This window comes from Bacillus sp. AFS053548 (assembly GCF_002575105.1).
In the GTDB taxonomy this organism is placed as follows: domain Bacteria; phylum Bacillota; class Bacilli; order Bacillales; family Bacillaceae_G; genus Gottfriedia.
In genome coordinates this window covers 1-17,199 of the sequence record NZ_NUHI01000015.1, presented here as the reverse complement: position 1 = coordinate 17,199, position 17,199 = coordinate 1, and the positions used below count along the sequence as shown (strand labels likewise).

Below are 17,199 nucleotides of genomic sequence, written 5' to 3'. Positions count from 1 at the left end.
TAAACAATTGTATTCTATATTATCATTTCAACTGCAAAAATAAAAAGCCACAATTACGTAGCTTTTGAGTTTCAACATGTATTTACATTTAGAAGAAAAGTTATGTTAAAGATGCAATAAAAAAGAACCTCCAAAGCAGTCTAGGATTGTTCAACCACTTTATTTTAGTTACAAAACTTCAAAGTTTTTACTAATTATAATAGAATTACTTAATTCCTTCATCAGTTTCTCAAAATCTTTCAATAATAAATTACTAATGTAAATTTCAATTTCTTTTCCAGAATGAGTTGCTAAGATGAATTTATCACTAATAATAAACGCTTTGTCTATTTCTTCAACTTTTATTACCTTTCTAGAACTAAATATACCTTGGTGATGGATAGTGAGAATATTATTCTCTAACCTCAAATAATCAATAGAATTAAGTTTAATAAAAAATAAAGTTTTTGGAATAAAAAACAAACTAAAGATTATGAACGGTAATAAAGGTATTATAAATAAAAAATATGTATGACTGAATACATCCCAAAATGAAAATACAAAATATAGTATGAGTAAAAAAGATATAAAAATACTTAGTAAAATACTATATCCAACTATCTTTGCTTTAGGATGTGCTTTGTATTTTAGATTCAAAATCCTTCCCTCTTTCTCTTATTTCTATATCCTATATTGAAATAGATTAGTAGTATATTCGCTAGATTCTTAACAAAATCCTTTTAGCTAAACTGCCATTTACTTCCATAAAAGCGAGCATGAAAAAAAAGCCAATCCTTTGGACTTAAGGAGTGGCCTTTTTATGTCGATTATCTCACTTAATTTAATAAATTTTTGTACCCATCCATGAATACATGACCTGCAAAATAAAGAAATATGATTGCTGCAATAAAAGAAAAAATATTAAGTATTTTTGATCCTACTAGATGTTCTGCTTTCTTAACAACGATTGGTAATAAAAGTGACCATAATAGATTAAATAAAAGGAATCCACCAAAAAAGTAAAAGATCTCGATTTTAGAGTGATTTTTTATGGTCGCAGAAATAATACTTCCTCCAACAGTTGCAAACCAAAGAAAACCAGATGGAGAAGAAGCTGTTAAGGTAAATCCTTTAAAATAATCTTTATAAATTGATCTTTTAACTTTACTGTTATCTGCTTCTAAGTTTAAACTTCTTTGCTTAAACGCATCTTTTAACATGAGATAAGTCATATAGACAAGAACTAATGAACCACCTATCCAAAGTATATATCTAACGTAAATATTATTTAATAAAAGCGATAAACCTACAAGCGATAAAATTGCATATAGTAAGTCTGAAGTGGTTGCGCCTAACCCCATATAAATACCAGGTGCAGTACCTCTAGTCAAACTTGTTTGTATAACAGCGACATTTGCAACACCTATATCAAAACATAAGGATGCAGAAAGAACAAATCCAACCATAAAAAGTTCCATATTTATAATTCTCCTATATTTAAGCACTTAAATGTATATTATATAGTTTGTGAGAATTATTTTATATAGTTTTTAAATTATTAGCGTCTATACATATTTTATAAGAGACATAGAAGCTTATATGCTACGAGTTTTTCAATAAAAAACAACTAATGTTTTCATTAGTTGCACAAGTTTTCATTGTTTAGATCTTACGATTTTAAAATATTATAAGTAAGGCCAATTGCACCAGAATTAAATGTTTTGTTTTCAACAAGTGAGAGGTTGCGTTTATATTCCGAGCCCTTAAATAAAGGTAGACCACTTCCTATAATAACTGGTGAAATAGTAATTTTAATTACATCAATTAAATCAAGTTCCATAAGAGCATGTGCAAACCTTGGGCTACCTAAAATAACAATATCTTTACCGGGCTGTTTTTTTATGTTTTTAATTTCTTCCTCAATATTTTCTTTTACTAATTTTGTATTATTCCATTCAGCTTTTTCAAGTGTCGTAGAAAATACAACTTTTGAAGTCTCCTCAATCCATTTAGCATGTTCAATTTCATATTCTGATGCTTCAGGGTTAGAAGGTACTGATGTCCAATAATTTTCCATCATTTGATATGTTCCTCTACCCCATAACACAGTGTCTACAGAACTTAAAATTTCTCTAGCATGCTTTTCTAATTCTTCATTATAAGATACCCATCCAATATCCATTTCACCCTTTGGTCCTTCTACAAAGCCATCTAAAGAAGAATGTAAAAATAAAATCACATTTCTCATAAAATCCTCCTATGTACTGAGTTATAGTTGTTTCTTGTATTTATATAAACAAGGATTTACTAACAGTTTTTATTGTTTAGAAGAAATTTTTCTTCTTAAATCCTTTTCTTATATTCTTCACTTGGAAAAAAACCAAATCTCTGGCTTTAATGTCAAATCTTTGATAATTTCCCCATTTCTGAATTAATCAATACTGTCAATTAGACATTAAAAAACACCGACAAAATTGTCGATTAATCATGTTCTTCACTAACGCACCCGATAGTTTTCTAACATTTATTTGATTGTCTCTGCCAACTCTAAAATAATTCCTTCTGGGCCACGAACGTAGCATAACTTATAGCTTTCTTCATATTGCTGTATTTCACTAAAAATTTCAGTGCCCCTCTTTTTCAATTTTGCAATAATAGCTTCAATATCTTCAACATTAAAGCAAATATGTCGGATACCCAGCGTATTCGCTAAAGGTTGCTGAATTTCTCTTTCATCTGACGGCGTATAAAATTTGACTAGTTCTATCCATACCTGACCATCTGGCATCCCCATTCCTACACATGCCGTTTTAACATTATTAAGCCCAACTATTCTGTCCAACTGTTCTCCATCCAATTCCCATTCCGCTTTCACTTCAAGTCCAAGATCAAGAAAAAACGCTTTAGCCTCTGAAAGATCATTTACGTTTATACTCACATGATCTATTCTATTGATCTTCATATCTCATACCTCCTATGTACCTGTTATATTCAATATCTGTATTGGTGTAAGGTTTGTTTGAGATTAAATTCGATTAAAACAGAAAATATCCTTCTTCAACAAACCTGCCGCCTTTAGCTCAATAAAAAAACCGACTTTTCAGCCGATCGTGTTGTTCAACTATGCATGCTTTAGTTGAATAAGGAAAATTATTTTTCTAATTAACCTTGCCCTTTTTACTGAATATATCTAGTAAAAAAGGCAATCAAAATCTGATCACTGAAATTGATTGCCTTACCATAAATAATATTATTTTTTATTATCATATGGATATTTATGAGGACAATTTGTTAATTTTCGCAAATCTCCTCGATAAAAGACATCTTTAAATTCTTTATAATTAAACGGGATAATAGGCTCTAAATATGGAACACCTACTGAGCGTAACCGTGATAAATGTATTATTAAGATTATCATTCCAATTCATAATCCTGTTATCCCGAAAAAAAGACCCAAAAATAAAAATACATATCGAAGAGTGATAATCGAATCTGGTAATTTTCCAATTGTAAGCATTGTACTAGTAAGATAAGCTATACCAAAGAAATGTACGTTGATCTAGGTGAAGATTACTTTGATAAGCAGAGGCAAGAATCTATTGTCCGCCATTCGGTTCGAAGACTCGAAAACCTAGGGTATACCGTGAGTATAACCGAAGCCTCTTAATCTACTTAATTAGAATCCATATACACCAACAATAGGTCGCTCCTCTTTTTTTTAAAACGAATGAGCTGCTTCTATTTAGTATTGCCTTTTAATTGGTTTTTCAGAATTTATTTTCATGGTAGTTGTATAAGGAGATTCAATATCCTGCTAAGCCAGGTCCAGCAAATCACTCTTGCAGACGCACTTATCATAGCATTTGTTAAAAAAGCTAGACTAAATAGGAGAATGGGTGATTATATATGAGTAGATAAAAAATTTGGATTTTAGGAGCCTGGTTAATTATGACTGATTTAGTAAAATTGCCGAAAGCTGCTGTCTTTGGAGCTGCAAATGGCGTGATGTTCATGACTTTTTTTGGAGCGCTTTGGGCTTTCATTGGTATTATTGGTTCACATGGACTTGGAGCTCCATGGTTACTTGTTCTTTCAGTTGTTGTGACATTAATCTTACTCATCGGTGCCATATCGCTTTTTGGTAAAGCTCGTAACATGAACAATGCTTTTATACCGGAAGTGAGTGAACATTGGAAAAAAATAAATCGAAAATTTGGTTTGATCTTCGGTCTAGAAGGACTTGCGATCTTTATTGCAAGTTTGATTTGTAACATAATCAACCATTTTGAAGTCTTTTTCCCTATTATGGCCATTATTGTCGGTATTCATTTTTTTCCTTTAGCTAAATTGTTTCGAGAAAATTTTTATTATGGTACAGGTGGAGTACTCTGCATTTTAGGCGTTATTACTTTCTTATTACCAACGAATGTCACCGTTAGCAATGTAACTCTAATTGCGACGTCTACTTTTATCGGTTTTGGCTCTGCTTTGACACTATGGTTGACAGGTCTGAGAATTTGGATAACCATACTCAAACAATTGAAACAAATATAAAAAAGAGCGATGAGATGACGGGTTTAGTCTAAGATGTTTTAGCATTGTTAAACCCTTCTCGCGGATCAATCGAGTGTCCGCTTAAGAAATGGCTTCTCTTTCGTTACTCAGTTCACGGATGACCCAAGTACCACTATTGTTTCTTTGAAGTGACGGATTGAGGATAAACCAGTCATCCTAAGCAATCTTAAAAACCTCTCAATTTTTAATTAAACCAGCTAATAGTTTGATAAAGTTTTCAAGCTATATCTTGGAATAGTCCTGCTTTTTAGTAAGGCATAAATCCAATGTAAGAGTTTATTTACACTGGACATATTATCAAAAGAGGATCTTGCAGACTTAGACATACATGTATATGGCTGTTCAATGTCGGATTAGAGATTCTCGTAAAAAGAAGACAACAGATGAAATTATCCCACGTTATGGACTACTATTAATAAATTCATTTACTTGTAATTTATATTTTATTTATTAATGCAATAAAAGTGAACCAGCAACTAGAACCTGATAATCCAGCACCTATACTTGTTACTAACTTTGGTGAATTAGTTTTTGTTAATTCAATTTGAATTATATTAATCATTTGATCCATAGAGAGGACTTCTTTAACCAAAAGATACCACCTCTTCTTAAAACATTAAAATATCTTTAAATTTTATTTAATTTTAAATTGAAGTAAAATTTCTAAATCACAAAGATATAAATTAGCGCAATTCCTTATTAAACTAACCTACCATTAAGTGCAATAAAAAAAGAGTCAACGAAGGAACTCTAGATCTTCAACTATTGCTTGCTTAAGTTGCATAAGAGTTCTTAAAGATTGTCTAATTTGACAGCCTCTTTTTTAAGTTCAAAAATCAACATTTTAATTTAACAGCGCCTACTATAAAAGAAAAAAGATGGTGAATAACCATCTTTTAAGTTTGTAGACAAAGTCCTATATATGGAGTATAACTATCATTTTATTGTAACTTTTTTAATTCTCTAAAAGTTGGAATTGCTTGTTTTAGCGCATGTAAAACAGCTGCACCAGTAAATGTTATAAAAGAAATAAATTCAGCTAATCCATATTCAACTTTCGATACTGGTACAATTAATGGTATTATGCCTAGGCATAGAAAAGCAGCACCAAATGCAAGCCATTTAAATTTTACAAGATCTGGATTCTGTTTATCATTTGATTCTTGTAAGGAAATAAAGAAATCTACAAAAAAATAAAAAAAGGAACTAATTGCAGCTGCAATTACAATGTTATCCTGTGGATTGAAACACCAGATCATAAAGTAAGAAATAATAAAAATAGCAAATAAAAAATGCGGAGTTAAGAATACCGCCCATAATGCCTCGTTTTTTAAAACTTTTTGTGAATTCTCCACCAAACCCCCTCCTTATTTTTTTATAATATCAAAACAAATAAATAAAAAGTGGCTTTTGCTGAATACTTAATATTTTATATAAAATAATAATCTGTATGTCTTCTAGTATAAAGAATTTTACATATAAGTAATAGAATGCGAATTTTTTATAAAACAGTTACACTATTTTTACATAACTACCATTAAGAGCAAATTGACATGACTGTTCAATTAGAATAGAACGGTTAATTCGGATCTACACCCATTTACTTGAATAAGAAGAGCTACATTTTAGGCGGAATTTATTGTGCTATTCATTATCAGATTGTGGTGAAACTAAAATGCTTAGTCCTTTTTTTTCTCCATAATCCCACATTTTTACCCAAGGATAAGTATTTTTTGGTAAAAAGAAAGAACGTTCTTCAAGTGGTTTAATTACGGTCATATCACATTTTATGCCATTAACTTCTGTTGCAGGATGAACGCTTACTTCTCTACCTGTGTCATTATAAAACTTGATTTCATTGTATTCAAACCTTGGTCATGATCTATCTCTACATCAAATTAAATAATTTATTATAGCATTCCCTATTGAACTAAACTGTCAGTAGTTCTATAGAAAAAATCAAAACAAAGCCAATTAAGTAAAAATAGAGCCACAAAAAATGTGACTCATAATCTTCAATTAAAGAATAATTTTTTGAATCTGTGATGTAATTATTTTAATTTGTTGCGCAAAAATTTTTTCATTAACTCATTCGAAATGATTAAAGCTTCACTTTTACTATTTGTTGGACCTGTAACCATCCACCCGTCTTTACCTGTCCAACCTTTCCCATTATGATCTTCTCTAAATTCTCCAATCGTTACTTTCTTAAAATCTTTGTTAGCAAAGAGAATGCCGTAGCTTTCGGTAAATGGTTTTCCATTTTCAAAGTAACCATATACAATTGTCCCCATGCCATTTTGATCAAATGCTATTTCTAATTTACGATTTTTATTTGGATTAGGATACTTAGCACCTTTTACATCGATTGACCCTAAAAACCTTCTTTTTCCTAATAAAGAGTGATGAAGTTTGCCCTTTATTTTTATCGTCACAGAATTTACTTGATCATGCCCTGAACCTAATTGATATTCAACACCCATTATTGACGCATTTACAGTCTTTGGAATGTAGTAATAAACACCAAATCCAATTACTACTAAAAAGACTAGAAATATGCAAGAAACAATGACTTTTTTCAAGAAAATCACCTACATTCGTTAATAATCAAGTGTTACCTTAAAAAAGTTGAATCTAAACACCCATTAGCGATTAAAACAAATATTGTTAATTAATTTTTAGTAACAGGTTTCTCTTCCCCATTTTCTTTACTTTCATCAATATTAAATGAATCGATAAATGAAATAAAATTTTTATAGAAATTAGAAAATAATTGATATAGTACACCTATACCAAATAAACCCCATCCTAAAACCCTGAAAAAATGAGGACCAGTAAAAGTATTAAAATATGTCATATAGACAAATAAAAGTCCAACTAAAATATACAAAGCACACACAAGATTCCTCAAATTCATTCCACCTTTTTTTCGGTTTCTCATACAACTCAATAAAGATTTTTTTGAAGACAATTCATTTATACATTCGATATTCATTAATTTATTCCTTTTTATTCCAATACAAGTTTAAACATTAAAAATGCCTGCTAAATACTAGCAATTAATCCATGCCTTAGTTAGATAATTTGATCGACTGTTTTAATTTTAAAATAAACTCGTTTAGACTCTCGTGTTTCATTAAGATAAAGGTTTGAAAATTCACATTATCTTATATTTCCTCTTTAGAAATTCAATTCGTTTTTGAGACTATGTAACTAGCTTAGTAATCCACTATGAAGCATATAATCAAAACGTTGATTCTGATGGATACAAAATTATAAAGGAGAAGGCTGTTCTTTCTGGAGGAAATCATCTTGCATTTATAAGCTATTCTTTTGTTCGAATTGATAAATTCAATGAAAGAGGTGAGTGTAATAAAATCATTTTTAAAACTAATCTCCATTTTGACTTTTGGTTTGGTTTTAGGTGGATGTAGCTCTTTGGCAGTTTATTACAATAATAAAGGATATAAAGAAGAACAACAGGGGAAGTATGACGCGGCGATTTCCCATTTAAACAAGGCAATAAAAAATGATCCTAATTTATGGGAAGCTTATAACAATCGCGGGCTATCGTATAATCACAAAAAAATGTACGATAAAGCAATTGCCGATTATAGTAAGGCGATTGAATTGAATCCGAAAAAATATAAGCCATATAGCAACCGCGGGCTTGCCTACTACAATCAGCAGATGTATGATCAGGCCATTGCCGATTACAACAAGGCCATTGAGTTGAATTCAAAAGATTACATTTTATTTTACAATCGAGGGCTTGCCTACTACGATCAGCAGATGTATGATCAGGCTATTTCCGATTACAACAAAGCCATTGATTTAAATCCGAAAGATTATTTGTCATATAATAATCGAGGGCTTACTTTTTACGATCTGCAGATGTATGATCAAGCCATTTCTGACTTAAACCAGTCTATAAAATTAAAACCTAATTATGCAACATCATATAGTAACCTTGGGCTTGTCTATCTGGATAAACAAATGTACGATGTGGCTATTTCTGATTTTGATAAAGCTATTGAATTAGATCCGAAACATTATAAGGCCTATAACAATCGAGGGCTTGCCTATTACTATAAACACATGTATGATCAGGCCGTTTCCGATTATAACAAGGCCATTGGCTTGAATGCAAAATTTCACCTGGCCTATAACAACCGGGGGCTTGTCTTTTACGATAAGCAAATGTATAAACAGGCCATTTCTGATTACAACAAGGCCATTGATTTAAATCAAAAAGACTACCTGGTATATGACAATCGGGGGCTTGCTTATTATCATATGCAGATGTTCGATCAGGCCATTTCTGATTACAGCAAGGCCATCAATTTAAATCAAAAAGATTACCTCGTATATAACGACCGCGGGCTTGCCTATCAAAGCAAGCAGATGTATGATCAGGCCATTTCTGATAATACCAAAGCCATTGATTTGAATCCGAAAGATTACCAAGTCTATGACAACCGTGGCTTTGCCTATCACAGCAAGCAGATGTACGATCAAGCCATTGCCGATTACAACAAGGCCATTGATTTGAATTCAAAAGATTACCTCGTATATGACGATCGCGGGCTTGCCTATTACTATAAGCAGATGTACGATCAAGCCATTGCCGATTTCAGCAAGTCAATTGAATTGAATCCCCAATTTAAACTTGCATACAGTGATCGCGGAAATGCTTACCTTAAAAAAGGCATGAACAAAGAAGCGACACAGGATTTTAATAAAGCAAAGTAATCCTTATTTATTCAATAATAAAAGGAGTAGGAATTTGACCTACTCCTTTACTTTGTTCTCAGTTTTTTTGTACTAAACCAAAATAATGTAAAGAAGATATCAATTTCTAAAAATAAATTCTTCAATTCTCCAGTTTTTCATTTTCCTTTCATTATTATGTGTGATTATACAAATGTACTTTAATTCAATAGAAAGGAATTCAATTATGGAGACAAAACAAAATACAATAAATAATTTGCTTAACAAGGTACCAGAAGTTACAATCTTTTTTTGGATTATTAAAGTTCTATGTACAACTGTTGGTGAAACATTTGCTGATTTCTTGAATTTTAACGTTGGTTTAGGATTAGGACTTACAACGGTCCTTATGGGTGTAGCATTCTTTATCTCTTTATTTTTTCAATTCAAGGCAAAGAAATATGTTCCAAGTATTTATTGGATCACTGTTGTATCAATAAGTGTATTCGGAACATTGGTAACTGATAATTTAACTGACGCAATTGGCGTACCTCTTGAAACAAGTACGATTGTATTCTCAGCGCTGCTAGCATTAACGTTTCTTTTTTGGTTTCTTAGTGAAAAAACACTTTCGATCCATTCAATTTTCACAAGAAAAAGAGAAATATTTTATTGGTTAGCGATTCTATTTACATTTGCACTAGGTACAGCTGTTGGGGATTTATATTCTGAACAACTTGGACTAGGGTATTTTAAAACTGGTGTAACGGTTATTGGGATCATACTTTGTGTATTCTTAGCGTGGAAGTTTTTAAAACTCGATGGAATGTTAGGGTTCTGGATTGCGTACATTCTTACACGTCCACTTGGGGCATCATTAGGAGATTATTTATCGCAACCAAAAGTGAATGGTGGTTTAGGTTTAGGAACAACAAGTACAAGTATCATTTTTCTGGTTGCAATTTTAGCAATCATTGTTTTCCTTGCTGTTACAAAAATTGATATTTCATTATATATTGAAAAAATAGATGAAAATAGAAGTAAGAATAATATAATGACACAAACTATTTTAGCATTGTGTATTTTCTTAGCAGTTGGTATTGGCGGTTATATCAAATTATCATCAAATGTAGCATCTACTGAAACAACATTATCTGGTCAATTAACAGAATTTACAACAATAGAAAATAAAATGATGTCAGATGTGAATTCAAAGAACTTTAGTTTAGCTAAAAAAGATGCCGACAGTTTGGAACATCAATGGGATACTTCAGAGTCTAAACTTAGAAAAATAGATAGTACTTCATGGACTAAAATTGATGGTACGATTGACGTTGTATTAGCAGCAGCACGTACTTCAACCCCAGATGTAAATAAATGTAAAACGGCAATTAATCATTCTCTTGCTGTAATAAACACTGCAAATAAATAAAATACATTTAACATTATTAAAGAAAAAGCATTTCTTTGTATGAGAAATGCTTTTTCTTTTTGTCAAAATGAAAAGGACATTCAATAACAATAATAATATAATAAAAAACAACAGAAATTTATTGTAAAACGATAAATAATATGTTAAATTCATATTGTCATTAAATAAGTGAGGTACTTAATATGAATGTTAAAAGAGGTTCAACAACTTTCTTAAAGGCAATTATTTTTCTCGCTGGAATTGCAGTGCTTGCTTTATGTATATTTTTGGTACCAAATTTTGCGAATTTCTCTTCAAATTTGTATCCAAATATTGCCGCAATGAAATATCTCGTTTTCATCGTGATGTATGGAGCTGCCGTGCCTTTTTATTTTGCTCTTTATCAGGCTTTCAATCTTTTAAGGTACATTGACGACAACACTGCGTTCTCGGAATTATCTGTAAAGGCATTAAAGAACATAAAGTACTGTGCGATTGCAATCAGTGGTTTATATGTATTAGCTACGCCGCTCTTTCGTTTTATAGCGAAGAAAGTTGACCCTCCTATTGGATTTTTGGGACTGATCATTATATTTGCTTCGTTGGTTATCGCCGTTTTTGCTGCTATCCTCCAACAGCTTCTACAAGAAGCGATTAACATAAAATCAGAAAATGATTTAACGGTCTGAGGTGGATGGTATGGCAATAATTATTAATATTGATGTGATGTTAGCAAAACGAAAAATGAGCGTAACGGAGCTTTCAGAAAGAGTTGGAATTACAATGGCGAATCTTTCCATTCTGAAAAATGGTAAAGCAAAAGCAGTTCGTTTTTCAACATTAGAAGCGATCTGTAAGACTTTGGATTGTCAGCCAGGTGATATTTTGGAGTATAAAATCGACGAAGACACTCAGTAATAACAGACAATAAATTTGTTTAACTAATAGGAATCGATTGAGAATTTAAGGGATAGCTAATTGCTATCCCTTCTTTACGTTTATACTGAGGAATTACATTGATAATAGTGACAATAAAATGATACTTTTGAATCCTTAAGAACATTCATTGATGGTTTAAATCTAATACTACTGCCATTTCTTTACCAAATCGATCGCCATGATCAATAAACCCTAAACTGGAATATAAATTATGTGCTCCTAAATTTTCAGGGTGATATCCTACAACAATTTTTTTGGCATTTGGTAGTTTACTCATTTCATCGATCATTAACTGAGTTGCAATTTTACCAAGTCCTTTTTGTTGAAAATTCTTATCTACCATTATTCTATATATCCAATAGCCATCTAGCTCTTCTTCAGTAGTATTAAACATTAAAAATCCAACCGCTTTACCTTCAAAATGAATAGCATATGGCTTTAGTGAGGATTCAAACTTTGATTGAGCAATCGAAATTGCATTCGGTTCGATGTGACTCTTTTGGTCTTCAAATACCTCTAATAGACAGCATTCGTACCAATTTTCTGCATTTAGTTCAACAAGTTCTACGTTTCTGTTCTGCATAGTTTCCCCTTTGTTCCAATTATTTGAGCTGATTTGCCCTAATTATAATTTTAACAAATTTTTCCAGTAACGAATTAGGACGTTTATCCTAATTCAACTATTCTATTAGTAAATAGTGGACTAAAAAGGATTCTTAAACAAAAAATAACCTCTCATCATTGAGTGGCTATTTCTTTAACGATTTCGATAAATTTTTTACTTATATTAGAAAGCTTTTTGTTTTTTGGATAGATCACCCATAAATCCTTAACAACGTATTCATTATTTTCTTTGTAAGGAATAGATCTTAAGTTTCCACTTAGAATGTATGGATGAAATTTAGCGCCAGACTCATGAGAATAGACAAATACATTATGTTCTCTAACAGCCTCTGTAAGAATATTCATACTGTTTGTCGTTACTCTTATTTTATTTTTATTTTCTTTAATTAACTTAGAATAATAATAATCAGAATAGATTGTATAACACGCTGTATCCATATCTAATACATCAGCTTTTGTTACGTAGTCAAGATGATAGAGTGGGGAGTTTTTTCCTACAATAACATGAACACGATCAGTTCGAATTAATTCATAGTTAATATTTTTTTCACTATTTAGTAACTCTAAATCTTGAGGGAAAAAGCAAAAGTCATATTCAGTATGTTTAATTGTTTCCATTATTAACGGTGGATCTTTTTCCTCGATTTCAATTGTTACATTCGGATGTTCTTCTTTAATTCTGTTCAATGCTCGTAGAAGTAATGCTGCAAAAGTAGGAGCAGCTACTATTTTCAAATGTATCTTTTTATTATTTTTATAATCATACAGCTCTTCATTTAACTTACTGATAATTTCTAAGACTTCACTAGCTCTATTTATTAAAATCTTTCCTTCTTCTGTCGGAAATGTTCCTTTTCTTGAACGGTTAAAAATACTTATTCCCATTTCATGCTCTAATTGAGAGATCGATTGACTTAGACCTGAACTTGTAATATGCAATTTTTCTGCAGCTTTAATGATCGATTTCTCGCTTGCAACTTTCACTATGTATTCCATTTGCTCGAAATTCATAAATTCTCCTCGAATAAGAGTATACACACTTATATTTTCTTTCAATTGAAGTTGTATTCATTCTAGCACGAAAAAGTAGTACAATTCAAAAAACGAATCAACTGTGTGCGCCTAGAGTAGGGTAATTTAGACTACTAAACTGTGAAGTCTTTATTGAACAATCCTGCCATAAACTGAAACAGATAATGATCGACTAATGATCATTCTCTGTTTGTTATTGAACTATTGCATTCGTTCGTTGTATAAGAATATTGCTATTCCAAGTCCATTAATAATTTTTTCTTTTTACGATACCATGAAAACGCAGCAGCACGAAGAGCGTTATCTATTGCAATTGAAATCCACACAGCTGGAAGACCAAACCCAAGTTTCCAAGCAAAAATATAAACACCCAATGTTCTTACTCCCCATATGCCAATCATGGTCAGAATCATAGGAAATTTACTGTTACCACCTGCTTGTACCACAGCAGTGTCAACAGACACAGAAGCTAAAAATGGTTGGGATACTGTATCGATTAATAAAATAATTACTAATAAGTGAAGCACTGATTGATTATGTGTAAATAATTTCCCAATCAAAGGGCTTGCAACTGCTAGAATGCCTGTAACAAATGTCATCGAAACAGCAGACTGAATATAACTCCATTTTCGATATTCCTGAACATCTGATTGATTTTTTTCTCCAATTGCCTGACCAATTAATGTACTAGTTGCTATTGAAAAACCTCCAGCTATTACAGAGGAAAATGTTGTTAAATTACCTGCAATATTATGGGTTGCGTATACCTCTGTACCCATTCGTACAATTAATCCAAAATAAACAACCTGTCCCAACCTCATGGAAAGCCTTTCTATTGTCGCAGGTACTGCAAACTTGAGCATACTCCATGCTAAATTCCATCTTATTTTAAAATCTGTTAGTTTTAAAGCAATCGAAGGATTACGTTGAGATTTTATAATGAGACGAATAAAACCATATATCCTTGCAAAAATCATAGCAATGGCTGCCCCAGTTAAACCTAATCCTTTAAACGAACCGAATCCAAATATTAATAGATAATCAAGGGTCACATGGACAATATTCATTTCCATTCCTACTTTTAAAGTGGTCTTTGTATCTCCAATTGCACGAAAAGCAGCAGATTGAGCTGAAAATAAGGCAATGAACGGGGTTAGTCCGAGAACAACTTTAAAATAAACCGATGCTGCCTCTTTCAAATTCTCGTTTGCACCTGTCCAGTTTAACAATAAATTTGCAAAAGCAACGGAGAAAACAGAAAAAAATAAACCAATCAGAACAGAAACAAAAAGCCCATGAAAAATGACGGACTTACTTCGTTCAGTATCCTTTGCTCCAAAAGATCTAGATAAAAAGACAGTCAGTGTGGTAGAAATTGCTGTAAATACACCAATATAGGTCATACCATAAATATTGGTTACACCTACTGCATTAATAGAAAGTAAACCTAATTTTGCAATAAAGAAGGAATCAATTACACTTAGTAGATTCTGTAAATAAGATTCTCCAATGGCTGGTATTGCTATATATAAAATTTTCTTGGCTTTGCTTGGAAATTTCACAGTCAAATCTAACTCTCCTGTTAATACTTTTTGAATTCATACTATCATAAGTCTTTCATTATTTATTCTTTTTAACTTCTTTTTTAAGCTTTCTTATGCAACTTTCCTGCCGTTTAATTTAATAAAAAACTCATCTAAACAACCATTCATCTTGTTCAACTATGCATCAGTTAGTTGAATATGAGTCATCATTAAAAGAAGAAATGTTCATATTTTACAATTTACATAAAATAATATATTTTGGAATTCCCCGAAAAAATTGATAGAATTATTTGAAAACATATTTTAGGGGTGAAATAATTGGGAGAAAAACAAGAAAAGAATAAAATAGTTCAATTTAGTAATAAAGCAATTGAAAAAGCTTCTGATCTAGGTAACAAAGTTACTGAAAAAGCAAAAATAACTTTTGAAAATCTTAATTTTTTAAAAGATTTTTCTGATTTAGATAAAAAACTTTCAGATAATGAAAAAGAAAAAGCAAAAGAAATCATTGATGCTATTAAGGACATTAAAGATGATGAAACAAAAGCTGAAACGTTAAAAGATTACATTAAATCTAATAATCAAAAAGAAATTATAGAAAAAATAATTTATGCTTTTAAATATCTAGGTGGTGCAGCTTTAATAGTTGTAATTGCAGCACTAACAAGACAAAAACAAAAGTAATATTATCGAAATAATATAGTTCACAATTTAATGTAAATAAAAAAGCAGTAGTTGATATAAACCACACTACTGCTTTGATTTTTCGTAAACTCCCTGATTGCATAGGTAAATATATCAGCTATTATTAAATCACTTTTTTCATAAACATTCGGTTAAAAATTCACTAACTTTTATAGCTAATGGTAAATTTAAAAATAGCCTGTATCAATAATTACTTGGTAATCTTAGATACAGGCTTTAATTTTTTGGCAATTAATTGTCTTTATATATTTAATAATCTAGGTGGTTTTGTTAATTTACTTTTTTACTTTTTTTTACACTTATTACACGATTATATTCATCTTCAAGCTCGGTTAGCGTTAAAACAAATAAATGAGATGACTCTTTTTTATATATTCCATTTTTAATAAGCTTGTTGATGAGATAATGCTTTCTAGTTTCTACCGCTTTTCTCAACATATTTTCCACTTCATTCCCCCCTTAGAACTACTCAATTTTTAAAGATTAAATGCTTTCCTTATTTCAAGGAAAAACAAAGAGAGCTTAATAGTTTACTTACTCTGTTACTTTTGCAAAACGGAAGTCTGGATTGTTCAACGGATCGAAGCGAATACCTTTAATATTTTTCTTCACTAAAGAATTCTGTGACGAGAAATAAATAGGAATAATTGGCATTTCTTCCATTAATACAGCCTCTGCTTGATGCAATAACTCAAATCTTTTTTGTTCATTTTGTTCAATTAACGATTGCTCCAGTAATTGATCAAATTTTGGGTTACTCCAATTTGTAAAATTACTGGAGCTGTTCTTACTGTAAAGATTCAATACAGGATATGGATCAAGAAAATCTCCGATGGGGTCACTACTCAAGTTGAGAGGTTTTTTACTAACTCTACTTATCTTTTGGGATCTCCCATGGAATTGGCACGGTATTACAAGAACCCGCTGCCGAGGTTTCATAGGGCCAGTCCCTCCACCTCTCTGGATAAGAAATAATTTATTTAGTTATTATGAAGGGTATAGATGAAAAAAATCCCCTTCTTAGATAGAAGAGGATTTGTTGGAAAATCTACTCTTCTTATCTCTCAAGGGCAATACCCTGATGGAATTAGCACAGTGTTCATATAGAACCCGCTGCTGAGGTATCATAGGGCCAAGTCCCTCCACCTCTCTGGATAAGAATTATTTGTTATGTAATTTATTAATTGATTGAAACAAGATTAACCGATAAAAAAAATCACGTCAACCCATTTACTAAATGTTAGATTTTTCAGTAATTTTTGGAAATTAATTCCAAACTATTGTAGAAAACCTTGTCACTTCAAACACTAATAATTTATTTTCAAATTTACCAAATAACAATACTTTATAGATTCGCCTTACATATTTATTTTGATTCTTTCTATTAGTTCATTAAATTGAACGTAATAAAATTATAAAACGAAGATGATGATTGTTATATTAAAATAACTAGTTTAACTGCAAATTTCAGTAAAAAAACCACAAATGTTTTTAACTATCTTACTGATCTTTTCTTTTTCAAATAATAATTAAAAGGATTGAGCCTTCTTTTATAAGGTTCAATCCTTTTGAGTGTCGTTGGATAAAAAAGTTCTTTACTATTTGTAATAATTAACAAAAAAATCCTTCTCTTTTTGAGAAGGATTTTTTTTCTTATGGAACTAGTCGAGTAGAATGGAG

General features: G+C 31.1%; 20 protein-coding genes and 2 riboswitches. Of the genes, 6 read left to right on the top strand and 14 right to left on the bottom strand.

Going from position 1 to position 17,199, the window contains the following annotated elements; all coding sequences use genetic code 11:
- Positions 1-168 precede the first annotated feature (168 nt).
- From CN946_RS08220 to CN946_RS23990, 5 genes are all read right to left on the bottom strand, one after another.
- Entirely contained in the window at positions 169-636 is a 468-nt protein-coding gene (locus CN946_RS08220) for a hypothetical protein (RefSeq protein ID WP_098860696.1), read from the bottom strand.
- Between the two features lie 179 nt (positions 637-815).
- Entirely contained in the window at positions 816-1,457 is a 642-nt protein-coding gene (locus CN946_RS08215) for a LysE family translocator (RefSeq protein WP_098860695.1), read from the bottom strand.
- A 191-nt stretch (positions 1,458-1,648) separates the two neighbouring features.
- A complete protein-coding gene (locus CN946_RS08210) occupies positions 1,649-2,227 on the bottom strand; it encodes a dihydrofolate reductase family protein (RefSeq protein WP_098860694.1) in 579 nt (192 codons plus the stop codon).
- A gap of 276 nt (positions 2,228-2,503) precedes the next feature.
- A complete protein-coding gene (locus CN946_RS08205) occupies positions 2,504-2,941 on the bottom strand; it encodes a VOC family protein (RefSeq protein ID WP_098860693.1) in 438 nt (145 codons plus the stop codon).
- Between the two features lie 288 nt (positions 2,942-3,229).
- Complete coding sequence (locus CN946_RS23990; RefSeq protein ID WP_098860692.1) at positions 3,230-3,397, bottom strand: spore germination protein; 168 nt, start codon at positions 3,395-3,397, stop codon at positions 3,230-3,232.
- A gap of 530 nt (positions 3,398-3,927) precedes the next feature.
- Between CN946_RS23990 and CN946_RS08190 the strand changes: the two genes are divergently transcribed.
- Positions 3,928-4,533: a hypothetical protein gene (locus CN946_RS08190; protein ID WP_098860691.1), complete on the top strand. Its 606-nt coding sequence runs from the start codon at positions 3,928-3,930 to the stop codon at positions 4,531-4,533.
- A 457-nt stretch (positions 4,534-4,990) separates the two neighbouring features.
- On the opposite strand, the gene CN946_RS23385 is transcribed toward CN946_RS08190, so the two are convergent.
- The 4 genes from CN946_RS23385 to CN946_RS08170 all read right to left on the bottom strand — a co-directional run bounded on the left by CN946_RS23385 (position 4,991) and on the right by CN946_RS08170 (position 7,465).
- Entirely contained in the window at positions 4,991-5,146 is a 156-nt protein-coding gene (locus tag CN946_RS23385) for a hypothetical protein (RefSeq protein ID WP_176547258.1), read from the bottom strand.
- Positions 5,147-5,495: 349 nt separating this feature from the next.
- Positions 5,496-5,909 carry a hypothetical protein gene (locus tag CN946_RS08185; RefSeq protein WP_098860690.1) on the bottom strand — a complete coding sequence of 138 codons (414 nt, stop codon included), beginning with the start codon at positions 5,907-5,909 and terminating at the stop codon, positions 5,496-5,498.
- Positions 5,910-6,605: 696 nt separating this feature from the next.
- Positions 6,606-7,136, bottom strand: a complete 531-nt coding sequence (locus tag CN946_RS08175; RefSeq protein ID WP_098860688.1) for a hypothetical protein — start codon at positions 7,134-7,136, stop codon at positions 6,606-6,608.
- A gap of 89 nt (positions 7,137-7,225) precedes the next feature.
- The gene (locus tag CN946_RS08170) at positions 7,226-7,465 is read right to left on the bottom strand and encodes a hypothetical protein (protein WP_098860687.1); all 240 of its coding nucleotides are present in this window, start codon (positions 7,463-7,465) and stop codon (positions 7,226-7,228) included.
- A 527-nt stretch (positions 7,466-7,992) separates the two neighbouring features.
- On the opposite strand from CN946_RS08170, the gene CN946_RS08165 reads away from it, so the two are divergent.
- The 4 genes from CN946_RS08165 (at position 7,993) to CN946_RS08150 (ending at position 11,593) form a co-directional block, all read left to right on the top strand.
- Positions 7,993-9,306 (top strand): tetratricopeptide repeat protein, encoded by a 1,314-nt coding sequence (locus tag CN946_RS08165; protein ID WP_176547257.1) that lies wholly within the window; start codon positions 7,993-7,995, stop codon positions 9,304-9,306.
- 205 nt (positions 9,307-9,511) lie between these two features.
- Complete coding sequence (locus CN946_RS08160; RefSeq protein WP_098860685.1) at positions 9,512-10,696, top strand: COG4705 family protein; 1,185 nt, start codon at positions 9,512-9,514, stop codon at positions 10,694-10,696.
- Between the two features lie 182 nt (positions 10,697-10,878).
- On the top strand, positions 10,879-11,364 hold the full coding sequence (locus CN946_RS08155) for a DUF2975 domain-containing protein (protein ID WP_098860684.1): 486 nt from the start codon (positions 10,879-10,881) through the stop codon (positions 11,362-11,364).
- A 10-nt stretch (positions 11,365-11,374) separates the two neighbouring features.
- Positions 11,375-11,593 carry a helix-turn-helix domain-containing protein gene (locus tag CN946_RS08150; protein ID WP_088011347.1) on the top strand — a complete coding sequence of 73 codons (219 nt, stop codon included), beginning with the start codon at positions 11,375-11,377 and terminating at the stop codon, positions 11,591-11,593.
- Between the two features lie 145 nt (positions 11,594-11,738).
- Here the strand turns inward: CN946_RS08150 and CN946_RS08145 are convergent, their stop codons facing one another.
- The 3 genes from CN946_RS08145 to CN946_RS08135 form a co-directional block, all read right to left on the bottom strand.
- Positions 11,739-12,197, bottom strand: a complete 459-nt coding sequence (locus CN946_RS08145; protein WP_098860683.1) for a GNAT family N-acetyltransferase — start codon at positions 12,195-12,197, stop codon at positions 11,739-11,741.
- A gap of 155 nt (positions 12,198-12,352) precedes the next feature.
- On the bottom strand, positions 12,353-13,249 hold the full coding sequence (locus CN946_RS08140) for a LysR family transcriptional regulator (RefSeq protein ID WP_098860682.1): 897 nt from the start codon (positions 13,247-13,249) through the stop codon (positions 12,353-12,355).
- 254 nt (positions 13,250-13,503) lie between these two features.
- Complete coding sequence (locus tag CN946_RS08135; RefSeq protein WP_286133885.1) at positions 13,504-14,832, bottom strand: MATE family efflux transporter; 1,329 nt, start codon at positions 14,830-14,832, stop codon at positions 13,504-13,506.
- Positions 14,833-15,132: 300 nt separating this feature from the next.
- On the opposite strand from CN946_RS08135, the gene CN946_RS08130 reads away from it, so the two are divergent.
- Positions 15,133-15,498 carry a hypothetical protein gene (locus tag CN946_RS08130; RefSeq protein ID WP_098860680.1) on the top strand — a complete coding sequence of 122 codons (366 nt, stop codon included), beginning with the start codon at positions 15,133-15,135 and terminating at the stop codon, positions 15,496-15,498.
- Between the two features lie 291 nt (positions 15,499-15,789).
- Here the strand turns inward: CN946_RS08130 and CN946_RS08125 are convergent, their stop codons facing one another.
- Together CN946_RS08125 and CN946_RS08120 are read right to left on the bottom strand one after the other, a co-directional pair.
- Entirely contained in the window at positions 15,790-15,957 is a 168-nt protein-coding gene (locus CN946_RS08125; RefSeq protein WP_483295379.1) for a Fur-regulated basic protein FbpA, read from the bottom strand.
- 96 nt (positions 15,958-16,053) lie between these two features.
- On the bottom strand, positions 16,054-16,368 hold the full coding sequence (locus CN946_RS08120) for a hypothetical protein (RefSeq protein WP_286133879.1): 315 nt from the start codon (positions 16,366-16,368) through the stop codon (positions 16,054-16,056).
- 23 nt (positions 16,369-16,391) lie between these two features.
- Positions 16,392-16,490, bottom strand: a riboswitch (SAM riboswitch).
- An 83-nt stretch (positions 16,491-16,573) separates the two neighbouring features.
- A riboswitch (SAM riboswitch) is annotated at positions 16,574-16,680 on the bottom strand.
- Positions 16,681-17,199: the final 519 nt, after the last annotated feature.